The organism is Salmonella sp. 32010601201800023SM (assembly GCF_017572235.1).
GTDB lineage: Bacteria > Pseudomonadota > Gammaproteobacteria > Enterobacterales > Enterobacteriaceae > Salmonella > Salmonella enterica.
The window spans coordinates 206,984-219,736 of record NZ_JAGEQS010000002.1 but is presented as its reverse complement, the minus strand read 5'-3'; the positions used below and the strand labels follow the sequence as shown (position 1 = coordinate 219,736).

Below are 12,753 nucleotides of genomic sequence, written 5' to 3'. Positions count from 1 at the left end.
CGAATTGATTGTCAGCAACTGTGCAGTCCAAGAAAATCGACAATCTGGTTGAAATAATCTTCGAAGCCCGTGAATGCGTGATTACCACCCTCGGTCACTGTCTGACGGCAGGAGGCGTAATATGCCACCGCCTGGCGGTAATCCAGCACTTCATCGCCCGTCTGTTGCAGTAGCCAGATCAGGTCCGGCGCTTCCAGCGGGTCAATCTGCATGACTTTAAGATCATAAATATGGCGAGACTCTAGCACATATTGCTGCCCGGTGTAGGGGTTCTCGTTCTGACCGAGATAGTCGGTCAGTAATTCAAAGGGCCGCACGGCGGGATTCACCACCACAGCCGGCAGCATAAAACATTGCGACAGCCAGGTGGCGTAATAACCACCCAGCGACGATCCTACCAGCCCTAATGGCGCACCGCCATGCTCAAGCACGAGAGATTCCAGCAACTCCGCCGCATCGGCAGGATACGGCGGTAGTTGAGGGACGATCATCTCGACATGCGGATGACGCTCCGCCAGCCAGTTTTTTAGCTGGCACGCTTTTGCCGAGCGAGGGGAACTGTTGAATCCGTGCAAATAGAGAAGCGTAGACATCAGTATCCTTCCGAAGCGGTATCGGGTCGGAACCGGGTATCCTGCAGGCGATGCACTTCCGTCTCCAGGACGCCGTTCGCCCGGAGCTCCAGCGTACGCCAGCCCGGCGCGATAGTATCCAGCGTAAAGTTCGCGCAGTGCGGTTTGAACTGTACGCAGGTTGACGGCGACGCCAGCAGACGGCGACCGTTCCAGTCAAGATCCAGCTCCTGGTGAATATGTCCGCATAACAGATATTTTACACGCGGGAAATTCGCCAGCACGCTATCCAGCTCACCAGCATTACGCAAGCTGTGCTGATCCAGCCAACTGCACCCTGCCGGCAACGGATGGTGGTGCAACAGGAGCAATGTCTGCCTCTCTGGCGCATCGGCGAGCTTACGCTCAAGCCATTCCAGTTGGAACTCGCTCAGTTCGCCATGCGGGACGCCAAACACCTGGCTATCCAGCAACAAAATCTGCCATTGTTCACCGATTAACACGCGTTTAGCCGGGGAAATCCCCGCCTCTTGCAGCGCGCTGTACATTGCCGGCTGAAAATCATGATTGCCCGGTAGCCAAACGCAAGGCGCGCGAAAGCTTGCGATACCCTCAGCAAAATGCTGATAAGCCGCAGCGGATTGATCCTGCGCCAGATCGCCGGTCGCCACGATCAGATCATATTCATACTGTTGCGCCCGAATAGCCTCCAGCACGGCCTGGTAACTTTCCCAGGTATTGACGCCTAACAGCGTTTCATGCTTTTCGGCAAACAGGTGAGTATCTGTAATTTGTAAAATCCTGACTCGGGCCTCACCAGCCAGAGGTAGGGTTAACAGGCTTTCCAAATGGTGTCCTTAGGTTTCACGACGCTAATAAACCGGAATCGCCATCGCTCCATGTGCTAAACAGAATCGTAGCCAGTCGGCCAGAAACTGATTAATTTGATGCTTTTCGTCGCGTTGATGCAACTTTTTATTTGGATAATCATACCGCGCTTTGAAGCGAAAGATCTGCTGGCTTGAACACACTTCAGCCACCATCGCATCATGGTAGAGGCGCACCGTCAGCGACGGCAGGCTCCAGTAGGTGATGGCTGGCGCCGTTTGCTCGATCGTTACAAGCGTAGTGTATCGGGTCGATTCCACAATCGTTAACCGATATTGTACGTTGCCCACCTGATAGCTCACCGTTTCACCGGGGGCGTCATTGCGCGGCAGCAGGCGGCGCAATTGCGAAAAATTGGTTTCGCACAAACGCATCATTTCTGGGAAGTCAGGTGTATAACGCTTCATTTTTTCCACTCGTTTTTTAACTCTTGATGATGCAACTGAAGCCATTGCAAAGCGATGACTGCGGCTGCGTTGTCGATTTTCCCCTCTTCTACCCACTGGTATGCCTGCTCCCGGCTTACCACATGAACCCGAATATCTTCGTTTTCATCCGCCAGACCATGAATACCTGCCGCGGTCGTGGCGTCCACTTCACCCACCAGAATAGATGAGCGCTCGCTGGTTCCTCCAGGACTCGCCAGGTAACTGATGACCGGTCGGGTACGGCCCACGGTCAGCCCTGCTTCTTCCATCGCCTCCCGCCGGGCGACCGCCTCAATGGTTTCGCCTTCTTCTATCATGCCGGCGACCATCTCCAGCAGCCACGGCGTAACGCTTGTGTCATACGCGGCAATACGAATCTGTTCGACCAGCACCACCTCGTCGCGTTCAGGGTCAAAGGGTAGCAAGACGGCGGCGTGCCCGCGCTCAAAAATTTCGCGCTTTACCTCGCCACTCATTTCTCCGTTGAATAAACGATGGCGGAATCGATACACATCCAATGAAAAAAAACCGCGATAGCGCGTTTCCCGTGCAATAATTTCTACATCGCTTTTGGTGAAAGTAACTGGCAAGTTGTCTGATTTACGCATTGTGCTGCCCTGCTAGCAATAATGATTAAATGATGAATTTCAAGGGTGGTTGACTGCTGTTTTATCACCCTTGTGGTAAATTGGTGCCAATTAAGGCTCGTATGGCACGTAACGCCAACTTTTTGCAGTGGCGGATTCTGCTAGAATCAGCAATTATTTTTACAAATTGATCAGCGCTAAATACTGCTTCACAACAAGGAATGCAAATGAAGAAATTGCTCCCCATCCTTATCGGCCTGAGCCTGTCGGGGTTCAGCACACTAAGCCAGGCAGAGAACCTGATGCAAGTTTATCAGCAAGCACGCCTGAGCAACCCGGAATTGCGTAAATCCGCTGCCGATCGCGATGCTGCATTCGAAAAAATTAACGAAGCGCGTAGTCCTTTACTGCCGCAACTGGGTTTAGGTGCCGACTACACCTACAGCAACGGTTATCGCGATGCGAACGGTATCAACTCCAATGAAACCAGCGCTTCCCTGCAATTAACGCAGACGCTATTTGATATGTCGAAATGGCGTGGGCTCACCCTGCAAGAAAAAGCAGCAGGCATTCAGGATGTCACCTATCAGACCGATCAGCAGACGCTGATCCTCAATACCGCGAACGCGTATTTTAAGGTATTGAACGCTATTGATGTGCTTTCCTATACCCAGGCGCAAAAAGAGGCTATCTACCGTCAGTTAGATCAAACGACGCAACGTTTTAACGTGGGTCTGGTCGCCATTACCGACGTGCAAAACGCCCGTGCGCAATATGATACCGTACTGGCGAATGAAGTGACCGCCCGCAACAACCTGGATAACGCGGTAGAAGAGCTGCGCCAGGTGACCGGCAATTATTACCCGGAGCTGGCGTCGCTTAACGTCGAGCATTTTAAAACCGACAAACCCAAAGCTGTTAATGCGCTGCTGAAGGAAGCGGAAAACCGTAACCTGTCGCTGTTGCAGGCGCGTTTAAGTCAGGATCTGGCGCGCGAGCAAATCCGTCAGGCGCAGGATGGCCATCTGCCGACGCTGAATTTAACGGCCTCAACCGGCATTTCTGATACCTCTTATAGCGGTTCTAAAACCAACTCCGCCCAGTACGACGATAGCAACATGGGGCAGAATAAAATCGGCCTGAACTTCTCCCTGCCGCTGTATCAAGGCGGGATGGTTAACTCGCAGGTAAAACAGGCGCAGTATAACTTCGTCGGCGCAAGCGAACAGCTGGAAAGCGCGCACCGTAGCGTGGTGCAGACCGTACGTTCTTCCTTTAACAATATTAACGCCTCCATCAGCAGCATCAACGCGTATAAACAGGCAGTCGTTTCCGCGCAAAGTTCTTTGGATGCAATGGAAGCCGGTTACTCGGTCGGTACACGTACCATTGTTGACGTACTGGATGCCACCACCACTCTGTATGATGCCAAGCAGCAACTGGCCAACGCGCGTTATACCTATTTGATTAATCAGTTAAATATCAAATATGCGCTCGGTACGCTGAACGAGCAGGATCTGCTCGCGCTTAACAGTACGTTGGGTAAACCTATCCCGACGTCGCCGGAAAGCGTAGCGCCGGAAACGCCAGATCAGGATGCTGCCGCAGACGGTTATAATGCCCATAGCGCCGCGCCGGCAGTACAGCCGACCGCCGCTCGCGCCAACAGCAATAACGGCAATCCATTCCGGCATAGATAAGTTATTCGCTGGCGCTGCGCTTATCAGACCTGTGCCCTTGTAGGTCTGGTAAGCGCGGCGCTACCTGTCATAAAGCCGCGCCTGAACGTAAGACAACGTAAAGATCCTGCTATTCCGCCGCATTCTCGCCTTTTCTCGCTTCAATTTCGACCAGTCATCCTCTATTCTGAACGCATGTTGTATTTACCACTGGGTCCTGGAAGACAAATATGAAACGGACAAAATCCATCCATCACGCATCATTTCGCAAAAGCTGGGGCGCGCGGCATTTAACGCCGGTCGCCCTGGCGGTTACGGCTGTTTTTATGCTGGCTGGCTGTGAAAAAAGCGATGAAACCGTATCGCTGTATCAAAACGCTGATGACTGTTCAGCGGCGAATCCGGGCAAAAGCGCGGAGTGTACAACCGCGTATAACAATGCGCTGAAAGAGGCCGAACGTACTGCGCCTAAGTACGCTACACGCGAAGATTGCGTCGCTGAGTTTGGCGAAGGTCAGTGCCAGCAAGCGCCCGCACAGGCTGGCATGGCGCCGGAAAATCAGGCGCAGGCCCAACAATCCAGCGGCAGTTTCTGGATGCCGCTTATGGCAGGTTACATGATGGGGCGTCTGATGGGCGGCGGCGCAGGCTTTGCGCAACAGCCGCTGTTTAGCTCGAAAAACCCGGCCAGCCCTGCATACGGCAAATATACCGATGCGGCAGGTAAAAACTACGGCGCGGCGCAACCGGGCCGGACAATGACCGTACCGAAAACCGCGATGGCGCCGAAACCTGCCACCACAACAACCGTTACCCGCGGCGGTTTTGGCGAATCCGTCGCCAAACAGAGCACCATGCAGCGTAGCGCTGCCGGTACTTCAACACGTTCGATGGGCGGCTGATACGCATGGAAAGAGTCAGTATTACCGAGCGCCCGGACTGGCGCGATAAAGCGACTGAATACGGGTTTAATTTTCACACTATGTATGGTGAACCGTACTGGTGTGAAGACGCTTATTACAAGTTAACGCTCGCCCAGGTGGAAAAACTGGAAGACGTTACCGCCGAGCTGCACCAGATGTGCCTCAAGGTAGTAGAACGCGTCATCGCCAGCGATGAGCTGATGACGAAGTTTCGTATTCCAAAACATACCTGGGGTTTTGTTCGCCAGTCCTGGCAAACGCAACAACCGTCGCTCTATTCCCGCCTCGATCTGGCCTGGGACGGTATCGGCGAGCCTAAGCTGCTCGAAAATAATGCCGACACGCCAACATCGCTGTATGAAGCGGCGTTTTTTCAGTGGATTTGGCTGGAAGATCAGATCAACGCGGGCAATCTGCCGGAAGGCAGCGATCAGTTTAATAGCCTGCAGGAAAAGCTGATTGAACGCTTTGCTGAACTTCGCGAGCAGTACGGTTTTCAGTTGCTGCATCTCACCTGCTGTCGCGATACGGTTGAGGATCGCGGCACCATTCAGTATTTACAGGACTGCGCGGCCGAAGCGGAAATCGCCACCGAATTTCTCTATATCGACGATATTGGTCTGGGGGAAAAAGGCCAATTTACGGATCTGCAGGATCAGGTCATTGCGAACCTGTTCAAGCTCTATCCGTGGGAATTTATGCTGCGCGAGATGTTTTCCACCAAGCTGGAAGATGCCGGCGTGCGCTGGCTGGAACCGGCCTGGAAAAGCATTATCTCCAATAAAGCGTTGTTGCCGCTGTTGTGGGAGATGTTCCCTGACCATCCGAATCTGTTGCCTGCGTATTTCGCCGAAGACGAACATCCGCCAATGGATAAATATGTCGTGAAACCGATCTTCTCCCGCGAAGGGGCGAACGTATCGATTATTGAGAACGGTAAAACGATCGAATCCGTGGAAGGCCCGTATGGCGAAGAGGGTATGATCGTGCAACAGTTCTATCCGCTGCCAAAATTCGGCGACAGTTACACCCTGATTGGTAGCTGGCTGATTAACGATCAGCCCGCCGGAATTGGTATCCGTGAAGATCGGGCGCTGATCACCCAGGATCTCTCCCGCTTCTATCCGCATATTTTTGTCGAAGGATAGATTCTCCTGTAAGCCCGATGCGCGTAGCGCCATCGGGCAATCATTCCGCGCCTTATCCGGCTACCCCACCTGCACCGACAACATACTTATACTGCCCATCTCAATACCGTCGACCGGGATGGTGATAGGTTCCTTGCCGTCCCAGGCGCCAAGTACATACAGCAAAGGCAAAAAGTGCTCCGGCGTCGGGTTCGATAAGGCGCCCCCTTCATGTTGCAGATAATTCACCAGCGGGTGCTGTTCTACCGGCCCCTGCCACGTCAGGTTGGCTTTCACAAAGTCATTAAATGACGCCGCCCAGGGATACGGTATATTGTCACCGTGCCAACGCACAGTCCGCAGGTTATGAACCACATTCCCGCTAGCCACCAGCATCACACCTTCGTCACGCAGCGTCGCCAGTTTACGACCCATCTCAAAATGCCATGCCGCCGGTTTGGTACTATCAACACTAAGCTGCACCATCGGGATATCCGCATTCGGGTACATCTTGATCAATACGCCCCAGGAGCCGTGATCAAATCCCCACGCCTCTTTATCGAGCGCGACGGGAACGGGAGCCAACAGTTCAACCAGACGCTGCGCCAGCGCAGGCGATCCAGGAGCCGGATAATGCATGTCATACAGCGCCTGCGGAAAACCGCCAAAATCATGGAGAGTTTGCGGCCTTTCCATCGCTGTGACGCCAGTCCCACGGGTATACCAGTGCGCCGACACCACCACTATCGCCTGTGGTCGCGGTAGGGCTTCCCCCAATCGCCGCCAGGCGCGGGTATAATCGTTATCGTCCAGCACGTTCATCGGGCTGCCATGCCCCAAAAACAATGCTGGCATACACGTTAAAGACATGATGTTATCCTTACAGGAAAGACATTTTGTTAACATCACCATACGCTTTCTTCACAGAGGAAGAACTCAGATAACTATGATGAAGATCATCAGTTATTTTGAAGGTCAGGTTCGGACGGCAAATTGATAAGGAGTAATGGATGTCAGTACCACTTATTCTGACCTTACTGGCGGGCGCCGCCACCTTTATTGGCGCGTTTCTTGGCGTTCTCGGCCAAAAACCGTCTAACCGCGTGCTGGCTTTTTCGCTGGGCTTCGCCGCAGGGATCATGCTGCTTATCTCGCTGATGGAGATGCTGCCCGCCGCGCTTGATACCGAGGGGATGTCGCCTGTACTGGGCTACGGAATGTTTATTATCGGCCTGTTGGGCTACTTCGGGCTGGACCGCCTGCTTCCTCACGCTCATCCGCAGGATCTGGTGCAAAAAAGGCAGCAGCCGCTTCCCGGCTCGATAAAACGCACTGCGATTTTATTGACGCTCGGCATTAGTCTGCACAACTTTCCGGAAGGGATCGCCACCTTTGTCACTGCCAGCAGCAATCTTGAACTGGGTTTCGGCATCGCACTGGCGGTGGCGTTGCACAATATTCCTGAAGGTCTGGCGGTTGCCGGCCCGGTTTATGCCGCGACGGGCTCAAAACGTACCGCGATTTTTTGGGCCGGTATCTCCGGCATGGCGGAAATTCTTGGCGGCGTACTGGCGTGGCTGATTTTGGGCAGCCTGGTTTCACCGATCGTTATGGCGGCTATCATGGCGGCAGTCGCCGGCATTATGGTGGCGCTCTCCGTCGATGAACTGATGCCGCTGGCAAAAGAGATCGATCCTAACAATAACCCCAGCTATGGCGTGCTTTGCGGTATGTCCATCATGGGGCTCAGTCTCGTCATTTTGCAGACGATAGGTATCGGTTAAGAGAAACGTCGCGCCGGATGCAGGCCTTTAGCCAGGCAACATCCGGCTGCCCGTCAAGGATATGCGCTATTTCTGCTCATTCATCACGCTGTCGCCTTCGCTCGTCTGGCGAAAACGTTTCGTTCGCGCTTCAAGTAATGCATCTCTGTCTTGCCGAAACGCTCTGCAATAACGCTTCATATGGCAAATATACCCTACTACCACCAGAACGATTAATATTATCCAATACCAGGCAATAAACATCCTTTTTACCCTTAAAATTTAACATCACTAAACATTTAACGTTAAAATTTTACATACCCTTATTTTGACGTATTCATATACTGGCATATTTGTGGAACAAATAAATGATTTTGATCATATAAATCAGTGGTGAAACACAATAATGAAAGAGGTATTAAGCAGAAAACAATGTCGATAAGATCACACTTCGTACTAATTTATATTGTTCTTAAAATATCACACTCCTACTATCGACTCACTCAGGCAATTAAAAAATATTGATACAGAATATACTTTAAAATAAGTAACAGCATCATGACTTATATTTAAAGACCAATCATTTACCTCATTTATTATTCATAAAAACATAGTATATTCAGAAGTATTATATTTAGAAGTTGTATATAAGGAGATATATCCATGTTTGACCAATACCGGAAAACAATACTTGCCGGTGCCGTCGCACTGACATGCGGACTCACCGCAGCCAGTACGTTTGCCGCAGGTTTTCAACCGGCACAGCCCGCAGGAAAATTAGGCGCAGTCGTTGTCGATCCTTACGGAAATGCCCCTCTCACCGCGCTGGTGGAATTAGATAGCCATATTATTTCAGACGTTAAAGTTACTGTACATGGCAAAGGGGAAAAAGGCGTTCCTGTTACTTATACCGTTGGGAAAGAGTCTTTAGAAACCTATGACGGTATTCCTATTTTTGGCCTTTATCAGAAATTTGCCAACAACGTCACGGTAGAATATAAAGAAAACGGCAAAGCCATGAAGGATGACTATGTGGTGCAGACGTCCGCCATCGTCAACCATTATATGGATAACCGTTCTATTTCAGATCTCCAGCAAACGAAAGTTATTAAAGTCGCGCCAGGATTTGAAGATCGCCTTTATCTGGTAAATACCCATACCTTTACGCCGCAGGGCGCTGAATTTCACTGGCACGGCGAAAAAGATAAAAATGCGGGTATTCTTGATGCCGGTCCGGCGGGCGGTGCTTTGCCTTTCGATATCGCCCCTTATACGTTTGTGGTTGACACCCAGGGTGAATACCGCTGGTGGCTGGATCAAGATACCTTCTACGACGGCCACGATATGAATATCAACAAACGCGGCTACCTGATGGGTATTCGTGAAACGCCTCGCGGCACCTTTACCGCGGTGCAGGGCCAACACTGGTACGAGTTTGACATGATGGGGCAAATTCTTGCCGATCACAAACTGCCGCGCGGGTTCCTGGATGCGTCTCATGAATCCATCGAAACCGTGAATGGCACCGTACTGCTGCGCGTCGGCAAACGAGATTACCGCAAAGAAGACGGCATACATGTTCATACTATTCGTGACCAAATCATTGAGGTCGATAAGTCTGGCCGCGTAGTAGACGTTTGGGATTTAACCAAAATCCTCGACCCTATGCGTGATGCGCTGCTCGGCGCGCTGGATGCGGGCGCAGTATGCGTGAACGTCGATCTGGCCCATGCCGGACAGCAGGCGAAACTCGAACCGGATACGCCGTATGGCGATGCGCTTGGCGTTGGTGCCGGTCGTAACTGGGCGCACGTCAACTCTATCGCTTATGACGCGAAAGACGACTCCATCATCCTTTCTTCCCGCCATCAGGGTATTGTAAAAATTGGTCGCGATAAGCAGGTGAAATGGATACTGGCACCGTCTAAAGGCTGGAATAAGCAGCTAGCCAGTAAATTGCTGAAACCGGTAGACGATCATGGTAAGCCGTTGACCTGTGACGAAAACGGCAAGTGTAAGGACACCGATTTCGATTTCACCTATACCCAACATACGGCATGGCTTTCCAGCAAAGGCACGTTAACGGTCTTTGATAACGGCGATGGTCGCGGCCTGGAGCAACCGGCTCTACCGACCATGAAGTATTCCCGTTTTGTCGAATATAAGATCGATGAGAAGAAAGGCACCGTACAACAAGTTTGGGAATACGGTAAAGAACGTGGATATGATTTCTATAGTCCTATTACCTCGGTTGTTGAATATCAAAAAGACCGCGACACCATGTTCGGCTTTGGCGGTTCTATTAACCTGTTCGACGTTGGTAAACCCACAGTCGGCAAACTGAATGAGATTGACTATAAAACGAAAGAAGTGAAAGTTGAAATTGATGTGCTGTCGGATAAACCCAACCAGACTCACTATCGTGCATTACTGGTTCATCCAACGCAAATGTTTAAATAAATAACGGGAAGGAATTAATATGTCATCTAAATGGATTACCTCTTTATTTAAAAGCGTAGTATTAACCGCGGCATTGGTCACTCCTTTTGCGGCATCGGCTTTTACCGAGGGCACAGATTATATGGTTCTGGAGAAACCAATTCCTAATGCTGATAAAACGCTGATTAAGGTATTTAGCTATGCCTGCCCTTTCTGCTACAAATATGACAAAGCCGTAACAGGTCCGGTTTCTGATAAAGTAGCCGATCTCGTTACGTTCACCCCGTTCCACCTGGAAACAAAAGGCGAATATGGCAAACAGGCCAGCGAAGTATTTGCAGTCCTGATCGCCAAAGATAAAGCTGCCGGGATTTCGTTATTTGATGCTAAATCACAATTCAAAAAAGCGAAGTTCGCCTGGTATGCGGCTTACCATGATAAGAAAGAGCGCTGGTCAGATGGGAAAGATCCGGCGGCATTTATTAAAACCGGGCTGGACGCCGCAGGCATGAGCCAGGCTGATTTTGAAGCAGCGCTGAAAGATCCTGCCGTTCAGGAGACTCTGGAAAAATGGAAAGCCGCCTATGACGTTGCCAAAATTCAGGGTGTTCCGGCTTACGTCGTCAACGGCAAGTACCTTATCTATACCAAAAACATCAAATCCATCGATTCTATGGCTGAACTCGTTCGGGAACTGGCCACTAAAAAATAAGCAGGGAAACGATTATGGATTTTATTAAGGGATTATGGCGAGACCTACGCGCAAGACCAGTGGATACGCTGGTGAGATGGCAGGAACAGCGCTTTCTGTGGCTGTTAATGGCCATCGCGATGGGAGGGTTAATTATCCTGGCGCACTCGTTCTTCCAAATCTACCTCTACATGGCGCCGTGCGAACAGTGTGTTTACATTCGTTACGCGATGTTTGTGATGGTAATTGGCGGGGTGATTGCGGCGATAAATCCCAAAAATATCGTGCTGAAGCTGATTGGCTGCATCGCGGCGTTTTATGGCAGCATTATGGGCATTAAGTTTTCTATTAAGCTTAATGGTATCCATCATGCGGTACATAATGCGGACCCCGATTCACTTTTTGGCGTGCAAGGATGTTCGACTGACCCTACCTTTCCTTTCAACTTACCGTTGGCGGAATGGGCACCGGAGTGGTTTAAACCTACCGGAGACTGCGGTTATGACGCGCCTATCGTCCCTGATGGCGTAACGCTCAGTAGCGTACAGCAGTGGTTTGTCGATCTCTACCAGCAGTCCGAAGGCTGGTATCTGCTTCCGCCCTGGCACTTTATGAACATGGCGCAGGCATGTATGTTGGCCTTTGGGTTGTGCCTGATTCTGCTGCTGGTGATGAGCGGCGCCTGGGCATTGAAACTGGCCAGAGGAAAATAACCTGAATAGATAAACCAAAGCAGAGGTCTGCATTCAGGCCTCTGCTTTTCTCACAATAATTTTACCATTCAGCTTATTCGTCGTTCTTTGAAACTGAACGATATGGCACCGAAAGGTGACTAGTCCTGATATAGGTTGACAGTTTTTTGTCTGTAAAAAGCCGATGACATCTCATCGGCTTTTTTCAACCATGATCCGTTCGATCAGCTGGCTTTGCGCTCATGCGCCTGGCGGTAAGCCACCAGATCTTCAATCGTGACCACCGCCATATTATGCTGGCCTGCAAACGCGATACACTCCGGCGCGCGCGCCATCGTCCCATCGTCGTTAGTCAACTCGCACAGTACACCTGCAGGTTTAAAACCGGCCAGCGTCATCAGATCGATGGTCGCCTCCGTATGACCGCCGCGCGTCAGCACGCCGCCCGCCTGAGCGCGCAGTGGGAAAACGTGCCCCGGACGGTTAAGATCGGACGGTTTTGCGCCATCCTTAATTGCCGCACGCACCGTAGTGACACGGTCAGCGGCGGAAACGCCGGTGGTCACGCCTTCTGCGGCTTCAATGGTCACGGTAAAACCGGTGCCGTAGGCGCTGGTGTTGTTTTCCACCATCATTGGCAAGTCGAGCTGCTTACGACGGTCTTCAGTAATACACAGGCAAACAATACCGCTACCGTGACGAATGGTTAACGCCATCTGTTCTACGGTCATCGTCTCTGCGGGGAAAATCATATCGCCTTCGTTTTCACGATCTTCATCATCAAGCACCATCACACCGCGTCCTTCACGCAGCGCATCCAGTGCAAGTTCAACACGTTCAAAAGGCGTACCAAAAGAGGAAAGTAGCGTCTGATTCATGGTAAAAAAACCTCATTAACATTATGGTTACCAGAATCAGGGCAGTCTTAGGAGTGCCGACAAGCGGCAAAAAAATAACGTGAGCG

The 12,753-nt window shown here is 51.2% G+C and carries 14 protein-coding genes; 7 read left to right on the top strand and 7 right to left on the bottom strand.

What is annotated here, in order from left to right:
* Positions 1-11: 11 nt before the first annotated feature.
* From yqiA to nudF, 4 genes are read right to left on the bottom strand one after another with little or no spacing between them, the layout of a single operon-like run.
* Entirely contained in the window at positions 12-593 is a 582-nt protein-coding gene (gene yqiA, locus J4617_RS08465) for an esterase YqiA (RefSeq protein ID WP_000105725.1), read from the bottom strand.
* Entirely contained in the window at positions 593-1,420 is an 828-nt protein-coding gene (gene cpdA, locus J4617_RS08460; protein WP_000444735.1) for a 3',5'-cyclic-AMP phosphodiesterase, read from the bottom strand. Before cpdA ends, yqiA begins: the two co-directional genes overlap by 1 nt.
* A gap of 24 nt (positions 1,421-1,444) precedes the next feature.
* A complete protein-coding gene (locus J4617_RS08455) occupies positions 1,445-1,867 on the bottom strand; it encodes a DUF1249 family protein (RefSeq protein ID WP_000833404.1) in 423 nt (140 codons plus the stop codon).
* Positions 1,864-2,496: an ADP-ribose diphosphatase gene (nudF, locus tag J4617_RS08450; RefSeq protein ID WP_001231950.1), complete on the bottom strand. Its 633-nt coding sequence runs from the start codon at positions 2,494-2,496 to the stop codon at positions 1,864-1,866. Before nudF ends, J4617_RS08455 begins: the two co-directional genes overlap by 4 nt.
* Before the next feature lie 200 nt (positions 2,497-2,696).
* On the opposite strand from nudF, the gene tolC reads away from it, so the two are divergent.
* The 3 genes from tolC to J4617_RS08435 all read left to right on the top strand — a co-directional run bounded on the left by tolC (position 2,697) and on the right by J4617_RS08435 (position 6,225).
* Positions 2,697-4,175 carry an outer membrane channel protein TolC gene (tolC, locus tag J4617_RS08445; RefSeq protein WP_072100718.1) on the top strand — a complete coding sequence of 493 codons (1,479 nt, stop codon included), beginning with the start codon at positions 2,697-2,699 and terminating at the stop codon, positions 4,173-4,175.
* A 209-nt stretch (positions 4,176-4,384) separates the two neighbouring features.
* Positions 4,385-5,056 (top strand): DUF1190 family protein, encoded by a 672-nt coding sequence (locus J4617_RS08440; protein WP_000831520.1) that lies wholly within the window; start codon positions 4,385-4,387, stop codon positions 5,054-5,056.
* Positions 5,057-5,061: 5 nt separating this feature from the next.
* On the top strand, positions 5,062-6,225 hold the full coding sequence (locus tag J4617_RS08435) for a glutathionylspermidine synthase family protein (RefSeq protein WP_000442833.1): 1,164 nt from the start codon (positions 5,062-5,064) through the stop codon (positions 6,223-6,225).
* A gap of 60 nt (positions 6,226-6,285) precedes the next feature.
* Here the strand turns inward: J4617_RS08435 and ygiD are convergent, their stop codons facing one another.
* A complete protein-coding gene (ygiD, locus tag J4617_RS08430; RefSeq protein ID WP_000059619.1) occupies positions 6,286-7,074 on the bottom strand; it encodes a 4,5-DOPA dioxygenase extradiol in 789 nt (262 codons plus the stop codon).
* A 140-nt stretch (positions 7,075-7,214) separates the two neighbouring features.
* Here ygiD and zupT point away from each other — a divergent pair, with 140 nt between their 5' ends.
* Entirely contained in the window at positions 7,215-7,988 is a 774-nt protein-coding gene (gene zupT, locus J4617_RS08425) for a zinc transporter ZupT (protein ID WP_000115874.1), read from the top strand.
* A 66-nt stretch (positions 7,989-8,054) separates the two neighbouring features.
* On the opposite strand, the gene J4617_RS23135 is transcribed toward zupT, so the two are convergent.
* Positions 8,055-8,231, bottom strand: coding sequence for a hypothetical protein (locus J4617_RS23135; protein ID WP_000469259.1), 177 nt, complete (start codon positions 8,229-8,231; stop codon positions 8,055-8,057).
* Between the two features lie 399 nt (positions 8,232-8,630).
* Between J4617_RS23135 and J4617_RS08420 the strand changes: the two genes are divergently transcribed.
* The 3 genes from J4617_RS08420 to dsbI are packed head-to-tail and all read left to right on the top strand — an operon-like array spanning position 8,631 to position 11,810.
* Positions 8,631-10,427, top strand: a complete 1,797-nt coding sequence (locus J4617_RS08420; protein ID WP_000460259.1) for an aryl-sulfate sulfotransferase — start codon at positions 8,631-8,633, stop codon at positions 10,425-10,427.
* A 19-nt stretch (positions 10,428-10,446) separates the two neighbouring features.
* The gene (locus J4617_RS08415; RefSeq protein ID WP_000096230.1) at positions 10,447-11,118 is read left to right on the top strand and encodes a thiol:disulfide interchange protein DsbA/DsbL; all 672 of its coding nucleotides are present in this window, start codon (positions 10,447-10,449) and stop codon (positions 11,116-11,118) included.
* 14 nt (positions 11,119-11,132) lie between these two features.
* Entirely contained in the window at positions 11,133-11,810 is a 678-nt protein-coding gene (dsbI, locus tag J4617_RS08410) for a protein-disulfide oxidoreductase DsbI (protein ID WP_000345576.1), read from the top strand.
* A 203-nt stretch (positions 11,811-12,013) separates the two neighbouring features.
* Here dsbI and ribB read toward each other — a convergent pair whose 3' ends face one another.
* Entirely contained in the window at positions 12,014-12,667 is a 654-nt protein-coding gene (gene ribB, locus J4617_RS08405) for a 3,4-dihydroxy-2-butanone-4-phosphate synthase (protein ID WP_001076978.1), read from the bottom strand.
* Positions 12,668-12,753 lie beyond the last annotated feature (86 nt).

Bases quoted from the DNA above. Each gene is read 5' to 3' on its own strand.
- zupT (WP_000115874.1), top strand. From the start codon at position 7,215: ATGTCAGTACCACTTATTCTGACCTTACTGGCGGGCGCCGCCACCTTT.
- dsbI (WP_000345576.1), top strand. From the start codon at position 11,133: ATGGATTTTATTAAGGGATTATGGCGAGACCTACGCGCAAGACCAGTG.
- J4617_RS08420 (WP_000460259.1), top strand. From the start codon at position 8,631: ATGTTTGACCAATACCGGAAAACAATACTTGCCGGTGCCGTCGCACTG.
- nudF (WP_001231950.1), bottom strand. From the start codon at position 2,496: ATGCGTAAATCAGACAACTTGCCAGTTACTTTCACCAAAAGCGATGTA.
- J4617_RS08455 (WP_000833404.1), bottom strand. From the start codon at position 1,867: ATGAAGCGTTATACACCTGACTTCCCAGAAATGATGCGTTTGTGCGAA.
- J4617_RS23135 (WP_000469259.1), bottom strand. From the start codon at position 8,231: ATGTTTATTGCCTGGTATTGGATAATATTAATCGTTCTGGTGGTAGTA.
- yqiA (WP_000105725.1), bottom strand. From the start codon at position 593: ATGTCTACGCTTCTCTATTTGCACGGATTCAACAGTTCCCCTCGCTCG.
- J4617_RS08435 (WP_000442833.1), top strand. From the start codon at position 5,062: ATGGAAAGAGTCAGTATTACCGAGCGCCCGGACTGGCGCGATAAAGCG.
- J4617_RS08440 (WP_000831520.1), top strand. From the start codon at position 4,385: ATGAAACGGACAAAATCCATCCATCACGCATCATTTCGCAAAAGCTGG.
- ygiD (WP_000059619.1), bottom strand. From the start codon at position 7,074: ATGTCTTTAACGTGTATGCCAGCATTGTTTTTGGGGCATGGCAGCCCG.
- ribB (WP_001076978.1), bottom strand. From the start codon at position 12,667: ATGAATCAGACGCTACTTTCCTCTTTTGGTACGCCTTTTGAACGTGTT.
- tolC (WP_072100718.1), top strand. From the start codon at position 2,697: ATGCAAATGAAGAAATTGCTCCCCATCCTTATCGGCCTGAGCCTGTCG.
- J4617_RS08415 (WP_000096230.1), top strand. From the start codon at position 10,447: ATGTCATCTAAATGGATTACCTCTTTATTTAAAAGCGTAGTATTAACC.